Source organism: Gammaproteobacteria bacterium CG11_big_fil_rev_8_21_14_0_20_46_22 (assembly GCA_002796245.1).
In the GTDB taxonomy this organism is placed as follows: domain Bacteria; phylum Pseudomonadota; class Gammaproteobacteria; order UBA12402; family UBA12402; genus 1-14-0-20-46-22.
On record PCWT01000032.1, the window covers coordinates 34,104 to 53,083 of the forward strand.

Annotated in this window: 21 protein-coding genes and 1 pseudogene (1 of these 22 only partly in view); 3 read left to right on the forward strand and 19 right to left on the reverse strand. The window is 48.0% G+C overall.

The window, feature by feature from the left end:
* Positions 1-423 (reverse strand): annotated as a pseudogene (locus COV52_04145) (hypothetical protein); it reaches 84 nt to the left of the window's first position.
* Between the two features lie 26 nt (positions 424-449).
* Here COV52_04145 and COV52_04150 point away from each other — a divergent pair.
* The 3 genes from COV52_04150 to COV52_04160 all read left to right on the forward strand — a co-directional run bounded on the left by COV52_04150 (position 450) and on the right by COV52_04160 (position 1,765).
* A complete protein-coding gene (locus COV52_04150) occupies positions 450-749 on the forward strand; it encodes a hypothetical protein (GenBank protein PIR11388.1) in 300 nt (99 codons plus the stop codon).
* Positions 742-1,050 carry a transcriptional regulator gene (locus tag COV52_04155; GenBank protein PIR11389.1) on the forward strand — a complete coding sequence of 103 codons (309 nt, stop codon included), beginning with the start codon at positions 742-744 and terminating at the stop codon, positions 1,048-1,050. Before COV52_04150 ends, COV52_04155 begins: the two co-directional genes overlap by 8 nt.
* A gap of 295 nt (positions 1,051-1,345) precedes the next feature.
* Positions 1,346-1,765, forward strand: a complete 420-nt coding sequence (locus tag COV52_04160) for a hypothetical protein (protein ID PIR11390.1) — start codon at positions 1,346-1,348, stop codon at positions 1,763-1,765.
* A 148-nt stretch (positions 1,766-1,913) separates the two neighbouring features.
* Here COV52_04160 and COV52_04165 read toward each other — a convergent pair whose 3' ends face one another.
* The 18 genes from COV52_04165 to COV52_04250 all read right to left on the reverse strand — a co-directional run bounded on the left by COV52_04165 (position 1,914) and on the right by COV52_04250 (position 18,961).
* Positions 1,914-2,120, reverse strand: coding sequence for a hypothetical protein (locus COV52_04165; GenBank protein PIR11391.1), 207 nt, complete (start codon positions 2,118-2,120; stop codon positions 1,914-1,916).
* 55 nt (positions 2,121-2,175) lie between these two features.
* Positions 2,176-2,628 (reverse strand): hypothetical protein, encoded by a 453-nt coding sequence (locus tag COV52_04170; GenBank protein PIR11392.1) that lies wholly within the window; start codon positions 2,626-2,628, stop codon positions 2,176-2,178.
* 2 nt (positions 2,629-2,630) lie between these two features.
* Positions 2,631-3,320, reverse strand: coding sequence for an octanoyltransferase (locus COV52_04175; protein PIR11393.1), 690 nt, complete (start codon positions 3,318-3,320; stop codon positions 2,631-2,633).
* Positions 3,321-3,337: 17 nt separating this feature from the next.
* Entirely contained in the window at positions 3,338-4,327 is a 990-nt protein-coding gene (lipA, locus tag COV52_04180) for a lipoyl synthase (protein PIR11394.1), read from the reverse strand.
* A 6-nt stretch (positions 4,328-4,333) separates the two neighbouring features.
* On the reverse strand, positions 4,334-5,764 hold the full coding sequence (locus COV52_04185; GenBank protein ID PIR11395.1) for an NADH-quinone oxidoreductase subunit NuoN: 1,431 nt from the start codon (positions 5,762-5,764) through the stop codon (positions 4,334-4,336).
* A gap of 312 nt (positions 5,765-6,076) precedes the next feature.
* Positions 6,077-7,585 carry an NADH-quinone oxidoreductase subunit M gene (locus COV52_04190; GenBank protein ID PIR11396.1) on the reverse strand — a complete coding sequence of 503 codons (1,509 nt, stop codon included), beginning with the start codon at positions 7,583-7,585 and terminating at the stop codon, positions 6,077-6,079.
* A gap of 49 nt (positions 7,586-7,634) precedes the next feature.
* Entirely contained in the window at positions 7,635-9,590 is a 1,956-nt protein-coding gene (locus COV52_04195; protein PIR11421.1) for an NADH-quinone oxidoreductase subunit L, read from the reverse strand.
* Positions 9,591-9,615: 25 nt separating this feature from the next.
* A complete protein-coding gene (locus COV52_04200; GenBank protein ID PIR11397.1) occupies positions 9,616-9,921 on the reverse strand; it encodes an NADH-quinone oxidoreductase subunit NuoK in 306 nt (101 codons plus the stop codon).
* Entirely contained in the window at positions 9,918-10,535 is a 618-nt protein-coding gene (locus tag COV52_04205) for an NADH:ubiquinone oxidoreductase subunit J (protein PIR11398.1), read from the reverse strand. Before COV52_04205 ends, COV52_04200 begins: the two co-directional genes overlap by 4 nt.
* A complete protein-coding gene (locus tag COV52_04210) occupies positions 10,532-11,020 on the reverse strand; it encodes an NADH-quinone oxidoreductase subunit NuoI (protein ID PIR11399.1) in 489 nt (162 codons plus the stop codon). The genes COV52_04205 and COV52_04210 overlap by 4 nt, the downstream gene beginning before the upstream one ends.
* Before the next feature lie 2 nt (positions 11,021-11,022).
* On the reverse strand, positions 11,023-12,054 hold the full coding sequence (locus COV52_04215) for an NADH-quinone oxidoreductase subunit NuoH (GenBank protein PIR11400.1): 1,032 nt from the start codon (positions 12,052-12,054) through the stop codon (positions 11,023-11,025).
* Positions 12,054-14,408 (reverse strand): NADH-quinone oxidoreductase subunit G, encoded by a 2,355-nt coding sequence (locus tag COV52_04220; protein PIR11422.1) that lies wholly within the window; start codon positions 14,406-14,408, stop codon positions 12,054-12,056. The genes COV52_04215 and COV52_04220 overlap by 1 nt, the downstream gene beginning before the upstream one ends.
* A complete protein-coding gene (locus tag COV52_04225) occupies positions 14,395-15,693 on the reverse strand; it encodes an NADH-quinone oxidoreductase subunit F (GenBank protein PIR11401.1) in 1,299 nt (432 codons plus the stop codon). The genes COV52_04220 and COV52_04225 overlap by 14 nt, the downstream gene beginning before the upstream one ends.
* Positions 15,686-16,159, reverse strand: a complete 474-nt coding sequence (locus COV52_04230; protein ID PIR11423.1) for an NAD(P)H-dependent oxidoreductase subunit E — start codon at positions 16,157-16,159, stop codon at positions 15,686-15,688. The genes COV52_04225 and COV52_04230 overlap by 8 nt, the downstream gene beginning before the upstream one ends.
* A gap of 26 nt (positions 16,160-16,185) precedes the next feature.
* Complete coding sequence (locus tag COV52_04235; protein PIR11402.1) at positions 16,186-17,439, reverse strand: NADH-quinone oxidoreductase subunit D; 1,254 nt, start codon at positions 17,437-17,439, stop codon at positions 16,186-16,188.
* Positions 17,439-18,134 carry an NADH-quinone oxidoreductase subunit C gene (locus tag COV52_04240; protein ID PIR11403.1) on the reverse strand — a complete coding sequence of 232 codons (696 nt, stop codon included), beginning with the start codon at positions 18,132-18,134 and terminating at the stop codon, positions 17,439-17,441. Before COV52_04240 ends, COV52_04235 begins: the two co-directional genes overlap by 1 nt.
* A gap of 3 nt (positions 18,135-18,137) precedes the next feature.
* A complete protein-coding gene (locus tag COV52_04245; protein PIR11404.1) occupies positions 18,138-18,614 on the reverse strand; it encodes an NADH-quinone oxidoreductase subunit B in 477 nt (158 codons plus the stop codon).
* Entirely contained in the window at positions 18,605-18,961 is a 357-nt protein-coding gene (locus tag COV52_04250; GenBank protein PIR11405.1) for an NADH-quinone oxidoreductase subunit A, read from the reverse strand. The genes COV52_04245 and COV52_04250 overlap by 10 nt, the downstream gene beginning before the upstream one ends.
* Positions 18,962-18,980: the final 19 nt, after the last annotated feature.

Here is an 18,980-nt window from a genome sequence, read left to right on the forward strand (position 1 = left end):
TTTTGTTAGTGGCCGACGGACAATTCGATAACTTGTGACCAGTAGCTCAAAGTGCTTCCACTTTCGCAAACCCAACGTGGCCAGTTCTCTACGCTCAACCTCAGATAGGTCACCGCGAATTTGATCAATCAAAATCCCCTTTTCGAATCCCTCCATTGCTGAACGTTGCATCTTTGTCCATTGGCTTCTTTCTGTGGTTGATGCCGTACAAACCACACAAGCAACAAAGAGCATATTGTAAATATCATGCAAGCAACGATCCATTAAGCCTTCGAGTTTTCGTCTCATCGAGTGCTCTACTTTAGGGCATGAAAGCAAGTCAAGCAGTAACTTATACTGATAAAACTGATAGTTCGCTTCCATCTTTAGCGCTTCTGGCACAATGTCATCTTCGTAGGTATTGATGACTCGCAAAGCAAGCAAAAAATCCTCTTCCCTTAACTTCTCCCATACGCCTAAAAGAAATCAATGCGTTGCCAAATAAAATAAAAGCTCGCTATGTGGCTTTGACTGATAGGATGATTCAAACAGGGCCTAACCTGGGTATGCCTCATACAAAGGCCATGGGTGATGGGTTATTTGAGCTTCGCGTTAAGGCGGAAGAAGGCATCGCAAGAATTTCTTATTGTGCTGTCGTGAAGCGTGAGATTGTGATATTGCACGCTTTTGTTAAAAAAACACAAGCAACTCCAAAAAATGAACTGAAAATTGCAGTAAAGCGACTAAACGAGGTTATTAAAAATGACTAAGCGATCTACTAAATGGCATGATGAGCTCAAGCAATCCGTATTAAGTGACGATGAAGCACGCACTGAATATAAAGCTTTTAAATTGCAGCTTGAACTGGCTGAGACGCTAAAACAATCTCGCCAAAAGGCTGATATGACTCAAGACGATATAGCCGAAAAAATGCATACCAAAAAATCAGTAATTGCTCGCCTAGAGGCTGCTGGTGGGCGCGGGAAGCATTCGCCTTCGCTGAAAACACTAAGTAAGTATGCGAGCGCGCTAGGATTTAATTTAGAAATTAAGCTAAAACGTGCTCGCTGAAATTACCGCCCGTAAGCAATCGAGCAGCAACTCTACTTGTGGGATATAATCTTGTCTAAGCACCTATTTCTCCCACGAAGGAGTTAAGAGCGAGCGGGTTTAAGGTCAATCGCAAGTGTGTGCAGCGACTCATGCAGTTAGGCGGTATTGGGGCCATTTTTCCAGGACCGAATACAAGCCGACGTAACAAGTTGCATGCTGTGCACCCTTACTTACTCAGGGATGTGGTGATCACACGGCCAAACCAGGCTTGGATGGTCGATATCACCTACTTGCGGATGCCTGATGGGTTTATGTGCTTAGTGGCGTTGATTGTGATGTGTATAGCCGGTACGTAGTCGGCTGGTCCTTGTCTTGCACCTTGGAAACGGGTAGTTGCATTGATGCGCTTAAAAGCGGGTTTTATTATGCGACACCTGAGATCGTCAACAGTGATCAGGGTTGTCAATTTACCAGTGAGGATTGGGTGAGTATGTTGCGTGAATATGACATCAAGATTAGCATGACAGGTAAAGGGCGATGCACGGATAACGTGTATATTGAGCGCTTCTGGCGCAGTTTTAAACAGGAAGAATTTTATTTAAATGATTATGATAGCGTGAAGGATTTAAAGGAAGCGATTCGCGCCTACATTGAATTTTATAATCACAAGCGATGGCATCAATCATTGGAGGCGGATTCAAATACGAAGTGCAATTCCCCGTCTCTCACATAGCCTGTTAAGTGCTTCAGTGGGAGTTTTATAATTCGGCGGATTCAAATACGAAGTGCAATTTTGATCAATATGTAGACAGCTCATGCGGGTTGGCTACACCTGACAGCCGTGGCCAACGGCCCCTTTAAACTTACCCGTAATCACTGAGCTAATCTTTAGCCACTGTATGACCAATCAAACCACCGGCCGCTGCACCCACAGCGGCACCGACCGGACTATCCGTAACCACTGCGCCCACCGCACCACCGGCAGCACCGCCAATCAACGTGCCCTTGGTTTCCTTAGACATATTCGAACAAGCACTTAAGCTCATCACCGCCAATGCTGCAACAGATAACATCACCATTTTTTTCATCGATAACACTCCTTGTTAATCGCTTCACTATAGAGGCTTTACTACTATTTGCAAGCTAGGGCTCGGACGGCGTATCCACATACACAGGACACATTAAATCACCTGTTTTCTGATTACACTGATACATCGTGTGAAGATCCTCCGGCGTCCAGGCCGTAGAAAAGTCTTCAATCGTTTTGCTAACATTAATCGGGTATGCCGTTGCCAGCCAAACTTGATCACGACCATCCGCTCGACTATAAGCCTTCATCGCCACAGAGGGTTTGTTGCCCTCTTTTTCGAACAAGAACGCCCCGGCAGGATCGGCAGCCTGCACATACACACCGCTTTTATTGCTGCTGGATGAACTCTCTGACCAGCCAAGGCCTGGAAAATTTTTAGCGACATCATCACAAGCCACCTGAGCGCAATCAATTTGATTAGGGAAGCGAGCGACCAAAGCTTGTGAGAAAGCCAGATTAAACAAAGCGACTAGCGCCGCCACAACCAATATACGTTTTTTCTTCATGATTATTCTCTCGTGACTGTCAATTGAAATTGATCAATAATCCTTGTTTGTAATGCTTGCGCCACGTTTGCAAGATTAGCAAAAACACCCAAGCCTTGCATATCCACCATCCTCATTCCCTGAAAGCCACAAGGGTTAATGTATGAAAATGGCGTTAAATCCATCGCCACATTTAAGCTCAAGCCGTGGTAGGTTTTACCTTTGCGCACCCGCAAACCGAGCGAGGCGATCTTCGCATCGTGCACATACACACCCGGCGCGCCGGTTTTTAGCTGTGATTCAATACCGTAATGTTCAAGTGTCGCCATGATGGCTTTTTCCAAACCGCACACCAAATGCTTAGTACCAATACCTAAACGCTCAAGGTCAAACAAACAATACGCCACTAACTGACCCGGGCCATGGTACGTGACCTGCCCACCGCGATCGGACTGCACGATCGGAATGCCGTGAGGATTCAACACATGCTCCGCTTTACCAGCCTGCCCTTGTGTAAACACCGGCGCATGCTCTAATAACCACAACTCATCAGCCGAAGTCTCATCACGCGTATCAACTTGCTCGCGCATGGCCTGCCAAATGGCCGTATAGTCTTGCAAGCCATGTAAAAACTTACTCTGTAAAGTGGGTGCGTTCACAGGAAAACTATCTCCGCATTTTTTCAAAACTGTGGCAATTTGGTGCTTAAACATTTAAAGCCTCTAGTGCTTCATGAAGGAAGACCGACATTGTTTTTTAGAAGAGCCTGTTCGGCCCTATAGCTAGAGCGAACCAAAGGCCCTGACACCACTTCCAAAAAGCCCATCGCAAGGCCTTTCTCACGAAAGTGATTAAATTGCTCGGGGGTGACATAACGCTCAACGGGTAGATGGTTTTTCGTCGGGCGCAGGTATTGGCCTAGCGTTAAAATATCGACATTCGCCGCTTTAATATCCCGCATGGCTTCTAGCACTTCTTCATCCGTTTCACCCAAACCCAACATCAAGCTGGTTTTTGTGAGTGTATTAGGCGAAGCTTGTTTCGCGTAGGCCAGCACATTCAAGGTTTGCTCATAGCCTGCGCGCGGATCACGCACGGGGTGTGTTAAACGTTTAACGGTTTCTAAGTTTTGCGCGAAGACATCCACACCTGAAGCCAATACCGTATCGACAGCACGTTCAGAACCCTGAAAATCCGGCACTAAGGCTTCAACCGCGGTTTCTGGATTATCGCGCTTAATCGCTTTCACACAAGCAGCATAATGCGCCGCACCGCCATCTTCAATGTCATCGCGATCCACTGAAGTGAGCACAATGTATTTTAAGCCCATGAGTTTCACCGCATTCGCGCAATGATCAGGCTCGTCTTTATCGAGCCAGCCTTTGGGGTTGCCCGTGTCGACTGAACAAAACTGGCAAGCGCGCGTGCAGACCGCACCCATGACCATAAAGGTCGCAGTACCCGCACTCCAGCATTCTGAAATATTCGGACACTTAGCTTCTTCGCAGACGGTAGCCAGGCGGTGTTTTTTCACCACACCCTTGACGGCTTGAAATTCGGGACTTGAAGCAAGCTTGATATTCAACCAACCCGGTTTTTTGCCCAAGGCTTTTTCCTCGTAGCGATGCGTTTTCACGCCGTCTTTGATCGCGCTAAAACCTTGTTCTGTTTTATATTTATTCCCGCTTTTGACGAGATAGGTTTTATCGTCTGCACTCATAGTTTTTTACAAAGCCTGCAAAAACACGTGCTGCGTTAATGTGAACAACACACCCGGCACAATACCAAAGACCAACAAAGCCACGCTATTGATGGTTAACATCACACGCGTGTCCATATGCCAAGCCACAGGCGTTTGTGTGTCGGCTTGATCAAAGTACACCACTTTCACCACACGCAGGTAGTAGAACAAACCGATGATCGCAAACACGATCGCAATGATGGGCACCACCAAGAAATGCGCATCCAACAAGGCCTTGATCACCGCCACTTTTGCAAAGAAGCCGATAAACGGCGGCACGCCTGCCATCGAGAAAACGATGAAGAGCATCATCAAGGCCAGCCAAGGATTGCGCTGATGCAAACCTTTCAAATCCTCGATATTTTCACACTCAAAGCCTTGATGCGACATGATCGTTAACAGCGTGAAGCCTGCCGTGGCCGTTAGCGCATAGGTCAACACATAGAACAAAGACGCTGAATACCCCGCTGCTGTACCGGCCAAAATGCCGAGCAACATATACCCCATGTGCGCAATACCAGAATACGCAAAGAGACGCTTGATATTGCTTTGTGCGATGGCAATCACACTGCCCACACCAATAGAAAGCATGGTTAAAAAAATCAATAAAGGCTGCCACTCGGCTTTCATCGCCGGCAACATATCCACGAGTAAACGGACTGCCATGGCAAAGGCTGCAATCTTCGGCGCAGAACCGACCATCATCGTGACAGACACCGGCGCACCGTCGTACACGTCCGGCACCCACATATGAAATGGTGCAGCGCCTAATTTAAACGCAATACCGATCAATATAAACACCATGCCATACGTGAGCATGAGCGGTTGCGGCGCGGTCGCCAACGCGCGGATATTGCTTAAATCTAAATGACCTGTGGCCATAAACACCATAGACATACCATAGAGCAACATGCCGGATGCAATCGCGCCCATGATGAAATACTTCATCGCGGCTTCTGTGGCTTTGGGATTATCACGATTAAACGCCACCATGGCGTACAAAGGCAAGGACATTAACTCAAGCCCTAAGTAAATCATTAACAAGGTATGACCGCCGGCAAGCAAGGTCATGCCCAAGGTTGAGAACAAAGCTAAAATATAATATTCACCGCGCGCCATGCCTTTGCGCTGTAAAATATAGCGGCGCGACACCAATAAGGTGATAAACATCGAAATAAAGACAAACACCTCTACAACTGAGGTCAGACGATCGCGGATAAAATTGCCGCTAAACACGGTATGCGAACCCTCACCATACAGCATCGCACTGAAGACTGCCGCAACAATCAAGGTGCCTTGCGTGAGCGCATAGGTTACCCGAAAGCCTTTTTGTTTAGGGTGAAATGCGTCAACCAATAGCACCACGCAGGCCATGGCAAGCAACACGAGTTGTGGCAATATGTTGTAAAATTCCATTGTTTCATTCACCTCGTTTCATCAAAACGTTGTTGTTTGTCTTTTCCAAGCGGTTTGCTTGCTACCTTTAAAGCTTTCGCATTAACAGGGACGCCATAAATACATCCCTGCAGGCTCTCTTACGGCATCCTGCCTTCAGAAGCCCTGCCAATGCGAAACCTTCACGGTAGCCGCAATCAGCCCTTCAATAAAAGGGCCATTTGGCAAAGAGAAGCGTAGCAAAACTCGATGAAAAAGCGCAGTTGACTTTAAGCGGTCAATGAGCATTTTGAAGAGAGTTTTGCATAGCTTATCAACGCCAAATTGTCCCTTTTACAGCCTGCTTTGCAAGCTTAGCTGGAGGATATGCCCCACCGACGCATGCAACACGCGCAGCAACCATTCAGGGTACACACCAATCCAAATCACACCAATGGCCAACAAAATGTAGACCACCAAATAACTGCGCGAAATATCCTTTAAGGTCTCAACGCCGGGTGTGACCTCACCAAAGAAAATCTTTTTATACGCCCATAGCGTATACGCCGCACCCAAAATCAAGGTGGATGCTGCAAAGAAAGCCACCCAGAAGTGTGCCTTAAACGCTGACAAAATAATCATGAACTCACCGACAAAGCCAGACGTTCCCGGCAGGCCAACGTTTGACATCGCAAACAACATAAAAAACGCGGCAAACACCGGCATGTATTTGGCCGCGCCACCATACGAAGTGAATTTACGGCTCAGCAATTGATCATACAAAATACCCACACCAATGAACATCGCACCCGAACCAAAGGCATGAGAAATCATCTGCACCACACCGCCTTCAATACTTAAATACGCATCTTGGTAGTCACCACTGGTGCCAATGATCGAGTACACCATAAAGCAGGCGAGCACGGCAAAACCCATGTGCGAAATCGAAGAATACGCGATCAAACGCTTGATATCCGTTTGCACAATCGCAATGTAGGCCACATACACAATCGCAATTAAGCCTAAGATAATCATCATCCAATCTAAAGCTTGGCTTGCGTCTGGGACAATCGGCATAGAAAAGCGCAAGAAACCGTAGATACCCATTTTCAACATCAACGCCGCCAAAATCACCGAACCACCTGGAGGGGCTTCGGTGTGCGCATCCGGCAACCACGTGTGAAACGGCCACATCGGCACTTTAACGGCAAAAGCCAAGAAAAATGCCACGAAGATAAACACTTGCACTGTCATTGACATATGCAAGGTGTAAAAGCTCGCGATACTGAAATTGCCGGCTTGGTTACCCAAGTACAGCAGGGCCAACAACATTAAAGCCGAGCCGAAAAAAGTATAGATAAAAAATTTAATCGACGCGTAGCTGCGCTTTTCGCCACCCCACACGCCGATACACAAATACATCGGAATCAGCATCGCTTCCCAGAAAACATAAAACAGCATAGCATCGGTGGCGGCAAACACACCGACCATCATGCCCTGCATGATCAAGAAAGCTGCCATGTAGTGTGATACTTTTTCCTTGATCGCAGAAAACGCAGCAATCACCACACACAAACTCGTGAAATTGGTGAGCATGATCATAACTAATGACAAGCCATCCACACCCAAGGCGTAATGAATGCCAAACTGCTTGATCCAGGTAACATTTTCAACCAACTGCATAGCGCTGGAGTTCACATCGAAATAGAAATACATCGGCAAGCACAGCAGCAAAACTATAATACAGCTGATTAAGGCGATCAGTTTCGCGATGTGTTGATTCTCATCACCACCCGTAAATAGCGTCAACACACCACCCACGACTGGCAACCAGATCATCAAACTCAACAAGATGTGTATCATGTTTTTACTTTCCTACCATTAGTCTTTACTGCAAGATTATCATCGTCTATTAAATTAAACGCCAACCTAGCAAAACAAATAAGCCTATCACCATCGCAAACACGTAGTGATAGACATAACCCGTTTGCGCGGTACGCGCCACACGAGCAATCAAACCAATCAAACGGCCCGTGCCATTGACCAACACGCCGTCAATCAAGCCATTATCGACATAATCTAATAGCCATTTACCCAAACGTTGTGTGCCGCGCACAAACACGATTTGATTGAAATCATCAAAACCGTATTTGTTGAGCATAATGGCATACAAAAAGCTGAGCTGTTTTTTCAAGCGCTCTGCCAAGGCTGGGTTGCGAAGATTGAAATACCAAGCCACGAAGACACCCGCGATAGCCAACCAGAACGGCCAAGTGATAAACGCATGTAGCGCCATCCACCAAGCACCATGAAAATCCGGCGCCATGCGTGAGATCACATCAAACTGTGGTGCTGTATAAATCGACGCACCCAATAAACCTGGGTGGCCATAAATAATCGAGTCAATCAAACAGAAACCTAAAATGGTTGAAGGGATCGCCAATAAGATCAAAGGCACTGTCATCACCCAAGGTGATTCTTTCAAATGCGCTTTCACTTCAGGGTCTGCTTTATTTTTACCGTGAAACGTTAAGAAAAAAGCGCGGAAGGTGTACAGTGCCGTGACAAACGCACCGAACAGCACGCACAAATACGCATAACCGCTGCCGGCAATGTGCGAATGACCCACAGCATCAATAATCGTGTCTTTTGAGTAAAAACCCGCAAACGGTGGGATCGCTGAAAGCGCCAAACCACCAATTAAAAAAGTCACGTAGGTAATCGGCATGTAACGCCACAAGCCACCCATTTTACGCATGTCTTGCTCGTGATGGTTGGCCACGATCACCGAGCCTGCGGCCAAGAACAACAAAGCTTTAAAGCAACCGTGTGTGAACAAGTGGAACATACCGGCTGAAAAGGCAGACGCGCCCACACCGGCCATCATATAGCCTAATTGTGATAACGTTGAATAAGCAATAACACGTTTGATATCGTGCTGAAACACGCCCAATAAACCACAGAAGAAACACGTGGTCGCACCCAAAACCAACACCACGCTCAAGGCGGTTGAAGACATTTCAAACAACGGCGAAAAACGCGCCACCATATACACACCGGCGGTGACCATCGTAGCCGCGTGAATCATGGCAGAAATCGGTGTTGGGCCTTCCATGGATTCTGGTAACCACACATGCAATGGCATTTGCGCTGACTTACCCATGGCACCGATGAACAACAAAATGCAGACCACTGTCGCCGCAGACCAATGCCAGCCCGGGATAATTTGCAAGGTTTGACCCGCCAGTACTGCACGGTGCTCAAAAACGTGGTTAAAATTCAAATCGCCAAAATACATCAAGACCGCGGCGATACCTAAGATCATGCCCATGTCACCGACACGGTTAGCGATAAACGCTTTCAAACTACCAAAAGCTGCCGTTTCTTTGTTATACCAAAAACCGATGAGCAAATAAGACACCAGGCCCACGCCTTCCCAACCGAAAAACAAGGTCGCGAAGTTGTTCGCCAGCACCAGCATCAACATCATAAACGTAAACAAGGACATGTAGCAGAAAAAGCGCTGGTAACCGTCATCGCCTTTCATGTAGCCAATACTGTAAATATGGACCAGAGTAGACACAAAGGTAACGAGCAATAACATGGCCGCACTCAAGCGGTCAATCAAAAAGCCGACATGCATCGTGTAGTTCGCGCTTTTCACCCAAGTGAATAAATTCACATCCAAATAGTGCACATGGTCAATAAACACAAGATTGGCGATAAACAACGCGCAGAAAAACGAGACTGCAACCGAGATAATCGTCACCCAATGCGCGCCACGCTGACCCATGACTTTGCCAAAAAAGCCTGCCAAGCCCGAACCCAATAAGGGTGATAAGATCATCACCAAGGCAATATTTTTCATCGTTTCATGCACTAACACAGACTGCCTACCCTTTTAATGAATCTAATTCGTCGACCGCAATGGAACGACGAGACCTAAACACCGCGATCATGATCGCCAAACCAATGGCCGCTTCTGCCGCCGCCACCGTCAGAATAAAGAACACAAACACTTCACCGTGCGTGTTATGCAAATAATCGGCAGCGGCCACGAAATTTGTGTTCACTGCTAACAACATCAACTCGATCGACATTAACACCGTGATGATATTTTTACGGTTTAAGACAATGCCTGCCAAACTAATGACAAACAAAATCGCCGCTAACATAAAGTAATGGGATAATGGAATCATTCGCCCTTCTCCGATTTCATTTTGACAACGCGCAAGCGATCAGCTTTTTTCACCCGCAACTGATCCGGCACTCGCTCAATTTTACGGTTATGCGCGCCACGAAATGCCAGCGCAATCGCTGCAATCATCGCAACCAAAAGCAGCACACCGGCTGTGACAAAGGGCAACACATAATCGGCATACAAGGTCGTACCCAAAGCACTCACATTGCTGTAATGCGCCGGCAGCTGGCCAGGGGCAGCATAATGCGCCAAGCCGAATTGGCCTGAGCCAACCACGTAAATCATCATGATCAACAAAACGAGCATAACCACCAAACCGATGGGCAAATAACGCACCAGCATTTTTTTGCTGCGATCAATTTCCGTGTTGAGCATCATGACCACGAACAAAAACAAGGTCATCACCGCGCCCACATACACGACCACCAAAATCAGTGCTAAAAACTCGGCTTGCAAGAAAATCCAGATGCCCGCCATCGCGATAAAGGTGAGCACTAAAAAGAGCACGCCTTTCACGGGCTTTCGTGTGAAAACGACCATAAGAGCAGAAGCGACAGCCGCTACAGCAAACACGTAAAACACAAATTGTGCAAAGCCTTGTGTGAATGTCATCGGTAATCCCCGTCTTGTGCGCGATTATTGGCGATGCTTTCTTCATAACGATCGCCAATGGCTAACAATTTTTGTTTGTTAAGAATGTTCTCACCACGTTTTTCAATGTGATAATGATGAATATCCGTCAGGACGATCGAGTCTACCGGGCAAGCTTCTTCACAAAAACCGCAATAAATGCATTTGAATAAATCGATCTCATAGCCCGTGGTCCGGCGCGTGCCATCACTGCGCTCATGAGAATCAATCGTGATCGCCAAAGCCGGGCAAACCGCTTCGCACAATTTACAGGCAATACAGCGCTCTTCACCATTGGCATAACGACGAAGCGCATGCAAGCCACGAAAGCGCGGAGAAATCGGCGTGGTCTCTTCAGGAAACTGTATCGTGATTTTGCGACGCCAGAAATAACGCCAGGTCAGTGCCATGCCTTGCAAAATTTCAAATAAAGTAAAGCTTTTTACGTAGTCTTTCATTCGAGACATGATTAACCCCACCACGGTGGTAAATGCAATCGCACCGCGATCGCTTCAACAAAAATCCAAACCAAAGTCACAGGAATGAGCACTTTCCAGCCCAAACGCATGATTTGATCGTAACGGTAGCGCGGCAATGTGGCACGCAACCATAAAAAGGTAAAAGCAAAAATCAAGGCTTTAGCAATCAACCACACCACACCCGGCACCCAGGCAAAGGCTTCATGCAAGCCTGGAATACCTTGAAACGGTGATAACCAGCCGCCCATGAAAAACAAAGCAGCTAGCACAGAGATCAACAACATATTGGCGTATTCCGCCAAGAAGAATACGGCGAAGGTCATGCCCGAATATTCGACATGGAAACCCGCGACAATTTCAGATTCACCTTCGGCCATATCAAACGGTGAACGGTTGGTTTCTGCGACACCGGAAATCCAGTAGACGATGAACAAGGGCAACAATGGCAACCAGTACCAATGCCATAAACCACCTGACTGAGCTTGCACGATTTTACTTAAGTTTAATGTGTGCGCCGCCATCAACACGCCGATCAAAGCAAAGCTCATGGCAATTTCATAGGAAATCACTTGCGCGGCTGAGCGCAATGCGCCGAACAAAGCGTATTTAGAGTTGGACGACCAACCGGCTAATAAAATACCGTACACGCCAAACGACGTCATCGCCAAAATATACAACACGCCAGCATTGATGTTGGCCAGCACCACATGCCCTTGAAAAGGAATCACAGCCCACGCCGCCAAGGCTGGCGCGATCGATAACACGGGTGCTAAGAGAAACAAAAACAAATCGGCGGCTTTAGGGAAAATAATTTCTTTACGCATCAACTTTAAAGCATCAGCGACAGGTTGAAACAACCCTTTAAAACCCGTGCGGTTTGGACCTAAACGCACGTGCATAAACGCCAACACTTTTCGCTCAGCGTAGGTGTAGAACAACACGCCCACTAGCACCGGCACTAAAATGCAGACAATCCATAGCACCGTCCATAATAACTGTATAATCGCGTCACCGAATCCCATTACACTTCAACCTCAATTAATGCGTACGCACGACCAAAACCGGCACTGGATGATAAACCCGAAGCGAGCTTCACCGTGTCATTCGGCAAGCGCTCATCGATCGACACTTTTAATTTGGAGCTGATTTTGTCGACCACAATACGCGCCATATGGCCATTGTTCATGCCGTTTTTTTTTGCTGTGGCGCTATTGACCACGATATGGCGTTCGTCTTTATCAACCAACTTCGACAAAGGTTCGGCTCGCCGCACCAAACTATCCACCGCATACATCGGCGGCATCATCACAAGCTGTAAACCTTCGGCGTGTTCTGGCAGCGATTCAGGCAAAGAGTGACGAGACACAGGCACATCAGCCGCACTGTAGGCTTTTTTCACGTCAGCCAAAATATCGGCGCTGGAAGCGTAATCAAAACCCTCACATTCAAACACATTAGCCAAGACACGCAAGACTTTCCAAGCTGGGCGCGCTTCACCTTTCGCAGGCGCTGCTGCTCTAAAGCTTTGCCACTGGCCTTCGATATTCACAAAGGTGCCCGAGGTTTCAGTAAACGGTGCCACCGGCAATAGCACATCGGCGTATTGTTTCATGTTCTCATTCACAAATGCCGTCATCGCCACCACAAAACCGGCTTGCTGCATGGCCGCCAAGGCTTGGTGTTGATCGGCACAATCTAGCTCAGGCTCAACATTCAACAAGACAAAACCGGCGAGCTCTGCTTTCAACATCGCATTCGTATCAAGACCCATATTTTCGATTGGTTGGCCGCCTTCAGCACGGTGCGGGGTCGCACCGGCAATATGCGCACCCTGGCTATTGGCGCCACTGGTCATGGGGTTAAAGCTTGCGCCGGTCACCTCAGACAAGGCTTTTGCAAGTGCGCGCAAGACCCCGGCATGCGGATGCGCTTCTAAATAAATACCTAAAATCAGGGCCGCATTTTCAGCATCAATTAAGCCTTGAGCAATAGTGCGCGCAACAGGTGTCACTTCAACTTGCTTGCAGATTTGAGGAGTTGTTTCGCCCTTGATCTCACAAGCCGCTTTTAACACCGCCGCGAGCTCACGAGCAAAGGCTTTAGGCTGAACCAATACTTCACTTTCGTAATGAAAATGCATGGGGTGCTGGTACACATTCATGCCAAAAATCTTTGCGCCTTTTAAGAAGGCTTTGCGCACGCGCAAACCTAAAATAGGCTGCTCGTGACGAATATTCGAGCCAATCAAGAAAATCGCATTTTGTTTCTCAATATCGTCGACACTGATGGCCATTGCAGGGTACAGCGCTGAGGTTTGTTGATCGGCCACGCAACCAGCACGTAAACGGTGATCCACATTGTTTGAGCCGACCGCCCGCATAAATTTCTGCAACAAATACGCTTCTTCTGTCGTACTGCTGGGCGATAATAGCGCGCCCAAGTACGCCGGGTTTTCATCGATCACAACTTTCAAACCCTTGTAGGCAACATCAAACGCGTCTTTCCATTCAGCCTCATACCATTCGCCATTGCGTTTAATCATCGGCTTTAACAAGCGCTGCTCATGCTCCAACGCGGTATAGCTGAAACGATCGCGATCAGACAACCAAACTTCGTTAAGCTTTGCGTTCTCACGCGGTAACACACGCTTCACGTCATGGCGCAAAGTATTGACCATCACATTCGAGCCCACACAATCGTGTGGTGCAACACTGGCAAAACTGTTCATCTCCCAAGCCCGTGCGGCAAAACGAAATGGCTTAGACGTGAGCGCACCCACCGGGCATAAATCCACAATATTGCCAGACAACTCAGACTGCATCGTGTGTTTCACGTAAGTGCCAATCTCAGCATGGCCACCGCGATTGACCAGGCCGAGCTCGCGAAGACCAGCAACTTCATCACCAAAGCGCACACAACGCGTGCAATGAATACAGCGCGTCATTTCCGTGGCGACCAAGGGGCCAATCTCTTTATTCGACACGGCGCGCTTAGATTCATCGTATGCCGATAAATCGGCCCCGTAACCCATCGCTAAATCTTGCAGTTCACACTGGCCACCCTGATCACACACCGGGCAATCTAAAGGATGGTTAATCAACAAAAATTCCATCACCGCTTTTTGAGAATCGATCGTTTTTTGTGACTTGGTAAAGATCTTCATGCCTTCGGTGACAGGTGTCGCGCACGCCGGCAAGGTTTTCGGTGCTTTTTCCACTTCGACTAGGCACATACGGCAATTGGCCGCGACCGATAATTTCTTGTGATAGCAAAAACGGGGGATATAAACATTGTTTGCGTCAGCCGCTTCGATAATCGTGCTACCGTTAGCGACTTCAAACGCTTTACCGTCAATCTCAATTTTAGCCATGTTGATGTACTCGCTTAGACTTAGGGCCATCCTGGCAGCAACCGTGCTCCACGTGATAGACAAATTCGTCGTAGAAATGTTTTAACATCGCGCCAATCGGCCAAGCAAAGGATTCACCAAACACGCAAATCGTGCGGCCTTCAACATTTTTAGCCACACGACGCAAGGTTTCTAAATCTTCCATCGTACCCTGACCGTCTTCGATTTTTTTGCACAACTTCCACACCCAAGGGCAGCCCTCGCGGCATGGCGTGCACTGTCCGCACGACTCATGCTTATAAAAGCGCAGCAAACGTTCTAAAGCGCCGACCATACAGGTGTCTTCATCCATCACAATAATGGCGCCCGAACCCAACAAAGAACCTGCTTTTACCACCGAATCATAATCCATGGTGATACCCATGATGATATCGGCAGGCAACACTGGCATGGATGAACCGCCGGGAATCACCGCTTTTAATTTCTTACCGCCGCGCACACCACCGGCCATTTCGAGTATGTCTTTAAACGGCGTACCCATCGGCAATTCAAAGTTACCGGGTTTGTTCACACAACCTGTCACCGAAAACACCTTTGTGCCGGCGGCATTCTCCACACCCATTTTCGTGAACCACTCGGGACCATGCTGCAAAATCGCAGGCACTGAGGCGAAACTTTCCGTGTTGTTAATTGTAGTGGGTTTGCCGTACAAACCATGACTAGCCGGAAATGGCGGCTTAAAGCGAGGCAAGCCGCGCTTACCTTCTAAAGAATTCAATAAGGCTGTTTCTTCACCGCAAATATAGGCGCCCAAGCCCAATGTGCCGTGCAGTTCAAAGTCAAAACCTGAGCCTAAAATATTTTCACCCAGATAACCGGCTTCACGCGCTTCTTTTAGCGCCGCCTCAAAACGGTAGTAAGGCTCACGGTATTCGCCACGAACATAGTTATAACCGCGCGACGCACCCATCACATAACCACCAATAATCATGCCCTCGATCAGCTGGTGCGGATTAAAGCGCAAAATATCGCGGTCTTTACAGGTGCCGGGTTCGCCTTCGTCTGAATTACACACCACGTATTTATCGCCGGGCAAATCGCGATTCATGAAGCTCCACTTCAAACCCGTGGGAAAACCTGCACCACCACGACCACGAAGACCTGATGCTTTCAAAGTATCGATGATTTCTTTAGGGTCTTGCTTAGAACGCATGATTTTTTCAAGCACGGAATAGCCACCCACACTACGGTACGCTTCCAAGCTCCAAGGTTTATCCAGATCTCGCGTGCGAAGACAAACTTGATTAAGCATCGGCCTTCTCCAACTCGTCAATCAAGGCGTCAATTTTTTCAGGCGTTAAATTCGCGTGATAATGATCGCCCAATTGCAACACCGGCGCCTCCACACAAGCGCCCAAGCACTCCACTTCTTCAATCGAGAATTTGCCGTCGGGTGTGATCTCATCAAACGCCGAGACATTCAAACGCTTTTTCAAGTGATCAACAATCGCCTGACTGCCCGATAAGCTGCAGGATAAATTCGTGCAGACACATAAATTGTATTTGCCCGTCGGCTCGCGTTTACACATGGTGTAAAACGTTGCGACTTCGTAGATTTCAATCGGCTCTAAATCCAAATGTGCGGCAATCGCATCCATTTGTGCCGTGGTAACAAAGCCTTTACCCATCTCTTGGGCGATACGCAAGCAAGACAAACTCGCTGAGCGCTGGCGGCCCGCAGGGAATTTGGCGATTTCGATATTCATCGCCTCAATCATTTCAGGTGTTAATACAGCGTCTGACATTAGCGGTCAATCTCCCCAAATACGATGTCTTGGCTGGCCAAAATGGCCACGGCATCGGCCAACATATGGCCTGTCGACATTTCACGCAGTGCCGCCAAATGCGAAAAACCTGCTGCGCGAATTTTCACGCGGTACGGTTTGTTTGCACCGTCGGATACCAAGTAAATACCAAACTCACCTTTCGGGTGCTCGATCGCCGAATACACTTCGCCTTCTGGCACACAATAACCTTCGGTGAATAATTTAAAATGATGAATCATGGCTTCCATGTCTTCTTTCATGTCCGTGCGTGACGGTGGCGACACTTTGTGGTCAGCACTCATCACAGGGCCTGGGTTTTGTCGCAGCCAATCGATACATTGTTTGATGATTTTATTCGACTCACGCATTTCTTGCATGCGCACCAAGTAACGATCGTAACAATCGCCCGTTGAACCCACAGGAATATCAAAATCCATGTGCTCATACGCCGCATAGGGTTGCTTTTTACGCAGATCCCACTCGACACCGCTGGCACGCAGCATCGGGCCGGTTAAGCCCATCGCCAATGCGCGATCAGCAGAGATCACACCAATGTTCACGGTACGTTGTTTGAAAATACGGTTTTCCGTGAGCAAAGTCTCATACTCATCGACCAGGCCTGGAAAACGTTCAGTGAAGGCTTCGATAAAATCGAGCAAAGAACCTTGGCGATCAGCATTGCGCTTCGCCGCTTCTTTTTCACTCACAAACTTCGTGGCTTTGTATTGCGGCATAGTTTCCGGCAGATCACGGTACACACCACCCGGACGATAATACGTCGCGTGCATACGCGCGCCGGATACGGCTTCGTAGCAATCCATCAGGTCTTCGCGCTCACGAAAAGCGTACAAGAACACCGCCATCGCGCCAACGTCCAAAGACGAGGCGCCCAACCACAACAAGTGGTTTAAAATACGGGTGATTTCATCGAACATGGTGCGGATGTACTTCGCACGAATCGGCACATCAATGCCGAGTAATTTTTCAATCGCCATCACATAAGCGTGCTCGTTACACATCATGGACACATAGTCCAAGCGATCCATATAACCGATGCTTTGATTAAACGGTTTGCTTTCAGCAAGCTTTTCCGTGCCGCGATGCAAAAGACCAATGTGCGGATCAGCGCCTGTGATCGTTTCGCCTTCCATTTCTAAAATCAAACGCAATACGCCATGAGCCGCCGGATGTTGCGGACCAAAGTTTAAGGTGTAATTTTTAATTTCTGCCATTAGTTTGTGCCTCGCGTTTCGCCAGTCAAGGTGGTCGGATCCATTTCATAACGGCTATCATCACGAATCACACGTGGCACCAACACACGCGGCTCGATATCCACCGCTTGGTACACCACGCGTCCTTGCGCCTTGTCGTAACGCACTTCCACATGACCACTTAACGGGAAATCTTTTCTAAACGGATGACCGATAAAACCATAGTCGGTCAAAATACGGCGAAGATCCGGGTGATCTTTAAACACGATACCAAACATATCAAAGGTTTCACGCTCAAACCAATCGGCTGATGGCCAAACACTCATCACCGAACTCACCACCGGGGTTTCTTCATTCAGATACACTTTCACACGGACGCGCTGATTTAAGCGCGTGGATAATAAATGATAGACCACCGCAAAACGTGGCTTATCCCAGCTTTTCGCCTGGATCGGGTTTTCACGCAAGACCCCGCGATCAAAGCCTGACTCTGTGGTATGTTCCGTTTCCCACTCACTCAAACCGTAGTGCAAATAGTCCACGCCACACACGTCGACGAGCTGATTAAACTCAAAACCGGGCTCATCGCGCAAGGCTTTAGACACCGTGAGTAAATGTTCAGGCAAGACCTCAAGCGTGACTTCTTTATAGGCATAATGCGCCGTGATTTGATCGCCAAAGCGTGTTTGAAGCTGTTGTAATAACACGTCTGACATCGACTACCCTCGCTCCAAGACGTTCACGCCTTTAATTTTATTTTGCAATTGAATAATACCGTAAACCAAAGCTTCCGCAGTCGGCGGACAACCCGGCACGTAAATATCGACGGGCACGATACGATCACAACCGCGCACGACAGAATAAGAATAATGATAATAACCGCCGCCGTTGGCACAAGACCCCATGGAAATCACCCAGCGCGGCTCGGGCATTTGATCGTAAACTTTACGCAAAGCAGGCGCCATTTTATTACACAAAGTACCGGCGACAATCATCACATCCGACTGACGTGGGCTTGGGCGAAACATCACGCCGAAACGATCCAAATCATAACGCGAGGCACCGGCATGCATCATTTCCACCGCGCAGCACGCCAAGCCAAAGGTCATTGGCCACATAGAACCCGCACGCGCCCAGTTGGTTAAATTATCCACCGAGGTTAAAACATAGCCCTGTGTCTTGCTGATCACTCCCATTCCAAGGCTCCTTTTTTCCACTCGTAAATAAAGCCAATGAGCAGCAACAGTAAAAAAACACCCATTGCAAAAAAGGCTAACCAGCTGATTTTATGAATCACCACACCCCACGGCACTAAAAAAGCCGTTTCAAGGTCGAACAATATAAATAGGATAGCGACAAGGTAAAAACGCACATCAAACGGCAGGCGAGTGTTTTCGTAAGGCTCGAAACCGCACTCATACGGCGAGCGTTTTTCAGGATCGGGTTTGCGCGGGCCGAGAATATAGCCCATGACCATGGGTGCGATACCAATAAATACACCAACCCCAATGAAAACCAGAATCGGAAAATATTGGCTTAGCATTGTTGCTCACTCCACTCTT

What these genes read in the sequence shown, in the direction of transcription:
- COV52_04155 (PIR11389.1), top strand. Translation starts at nt 742, where the DNA reads ATGACTAAGCGATCTACTAAATGGCATGATGAGCTCAAGCAATCCGTA.
- COV52_04165 (PIR11391.1), bottom strand. Translation starts at nt 2,120, where the DNA reads ATGAAAAAAATGGTGATGTTATCTGTTGCAGCATTGGCGGTGATGAGC.
- COV52_04170 (PIR11392.1), bottom strand. Translation starts at nt 2,628, where the DNA reads ATGAAGAAAAAACGTATATTGGTTGTGGCGGCGCTAGTCGCTTTGTTT.
- COV52_04175 (PIR11393.1), bottom strand. Translation starts at nt 3,320, where the DNA reads ATGTTTAAGCACCAAATTGCCACAGTTTTGAAAAAATGCGGAGATAGT.
- lipA (PIR11394.1), bottom strand. Translation starts at nt 4,327, where the DNA reads ATGAGTGCAGACGATAAAACCTATCTCGTCAAAAGCGGGAATAAATAT.
- COV52_04185 (PIR11395.1), bottom strand. Translation starts at nt 5,764, where the DNA reads ATGGAATTTTACAACATATTGCCACAACTCGTGTTGCTTGCCATGGCC.
- COV52_04190 (PIR11396.1), bottom strand. Translation starts at nt 7,585, where the DNA reads ATGATACACATCTTGTTGAGTTTGATGATCTGGTTGCCAGTCGTGGGT.
- COV52_04195 (PIR11421.1), bottom strand. Translation starts at nt 9,590, where the DNA reads ATGAAAAATATTGCCTTGGTGATGATCTTATCACCCTTATTGGGTTCG.
- COV52_04200 (PIR11397.1), bottom strand. Translation starts at nt 9,921, where the DNA reads ATGATTCCATTATCCCATTACTTTATGTTAGCGGCGATTTTGTTTGTC.
- COV52_04205 (PIR11398.1), bottom strand. Translation starts at nt 10,535, where the DNA reads ATGACATTCACACAAGGCTTTGCACAATTTGTGTTTTACGTGTTTGCT.
- COV52_04210 (PIR11399.1), bottom strand. Translation starts at nt 11,020, where the DNA reads ATGTCTCGAATGAAAGACTACGTAAAAAGCTTTACTTTATTTGAAATT.
- COV52_04215 (PIR11400.1), bottom strand. Translation starts at nt 12,054, where the DNA reads ATGGGATTCGGTGACGCGATTATACAGTTATTATGGACGGTGCTATGG.
- COV52_04225 (PIR11401.1), bottom strand. Translation starts at nt 15,693, where the DNA reads ATGCTTAATCAAGTTTGTCTTCGCACGCGAGATCTGGATAAACCTTGG.
- COV52_04230 (PIR11423.1), bottom strand. Translation starts at nt 16,159, where the DNA reads ATGATTGAGGCGATGAATATCGAAATCGCCAAATTCCCTGCGGGCCGC.
- COV52_04235 (PIR11402.1), bottom strand. Translation starts at nt 17,439, where the DNA reads ATGGCAGAAATTAAAAATTACACCTTAAACTTTGGTCCGCAACATCCG.
- COV52_04240 (PIR11403.1), bottom strand. Translation starts at nt 18,134, where the DNA reads ATGTCAGACGTGTTATTACAACAGCTTCAAACACGCTTTGGCGATCAA.
- COV52_04245 (PIR11404.1), bottom strand. Translation starts at nt 18,614, where the DNA reads ATGGGAGTGATCAGCAAGACACAGGGCTATGTTTTAACCTCGGTGGAT.
- COV52_04250 (PIR11405.1), bottom strand. Translation starts at nt 18,961, where the DNA reads ATGCTAAGCCAATATTTTCCGATTCTGGTTTTCATTGGGGTTGGTGTA.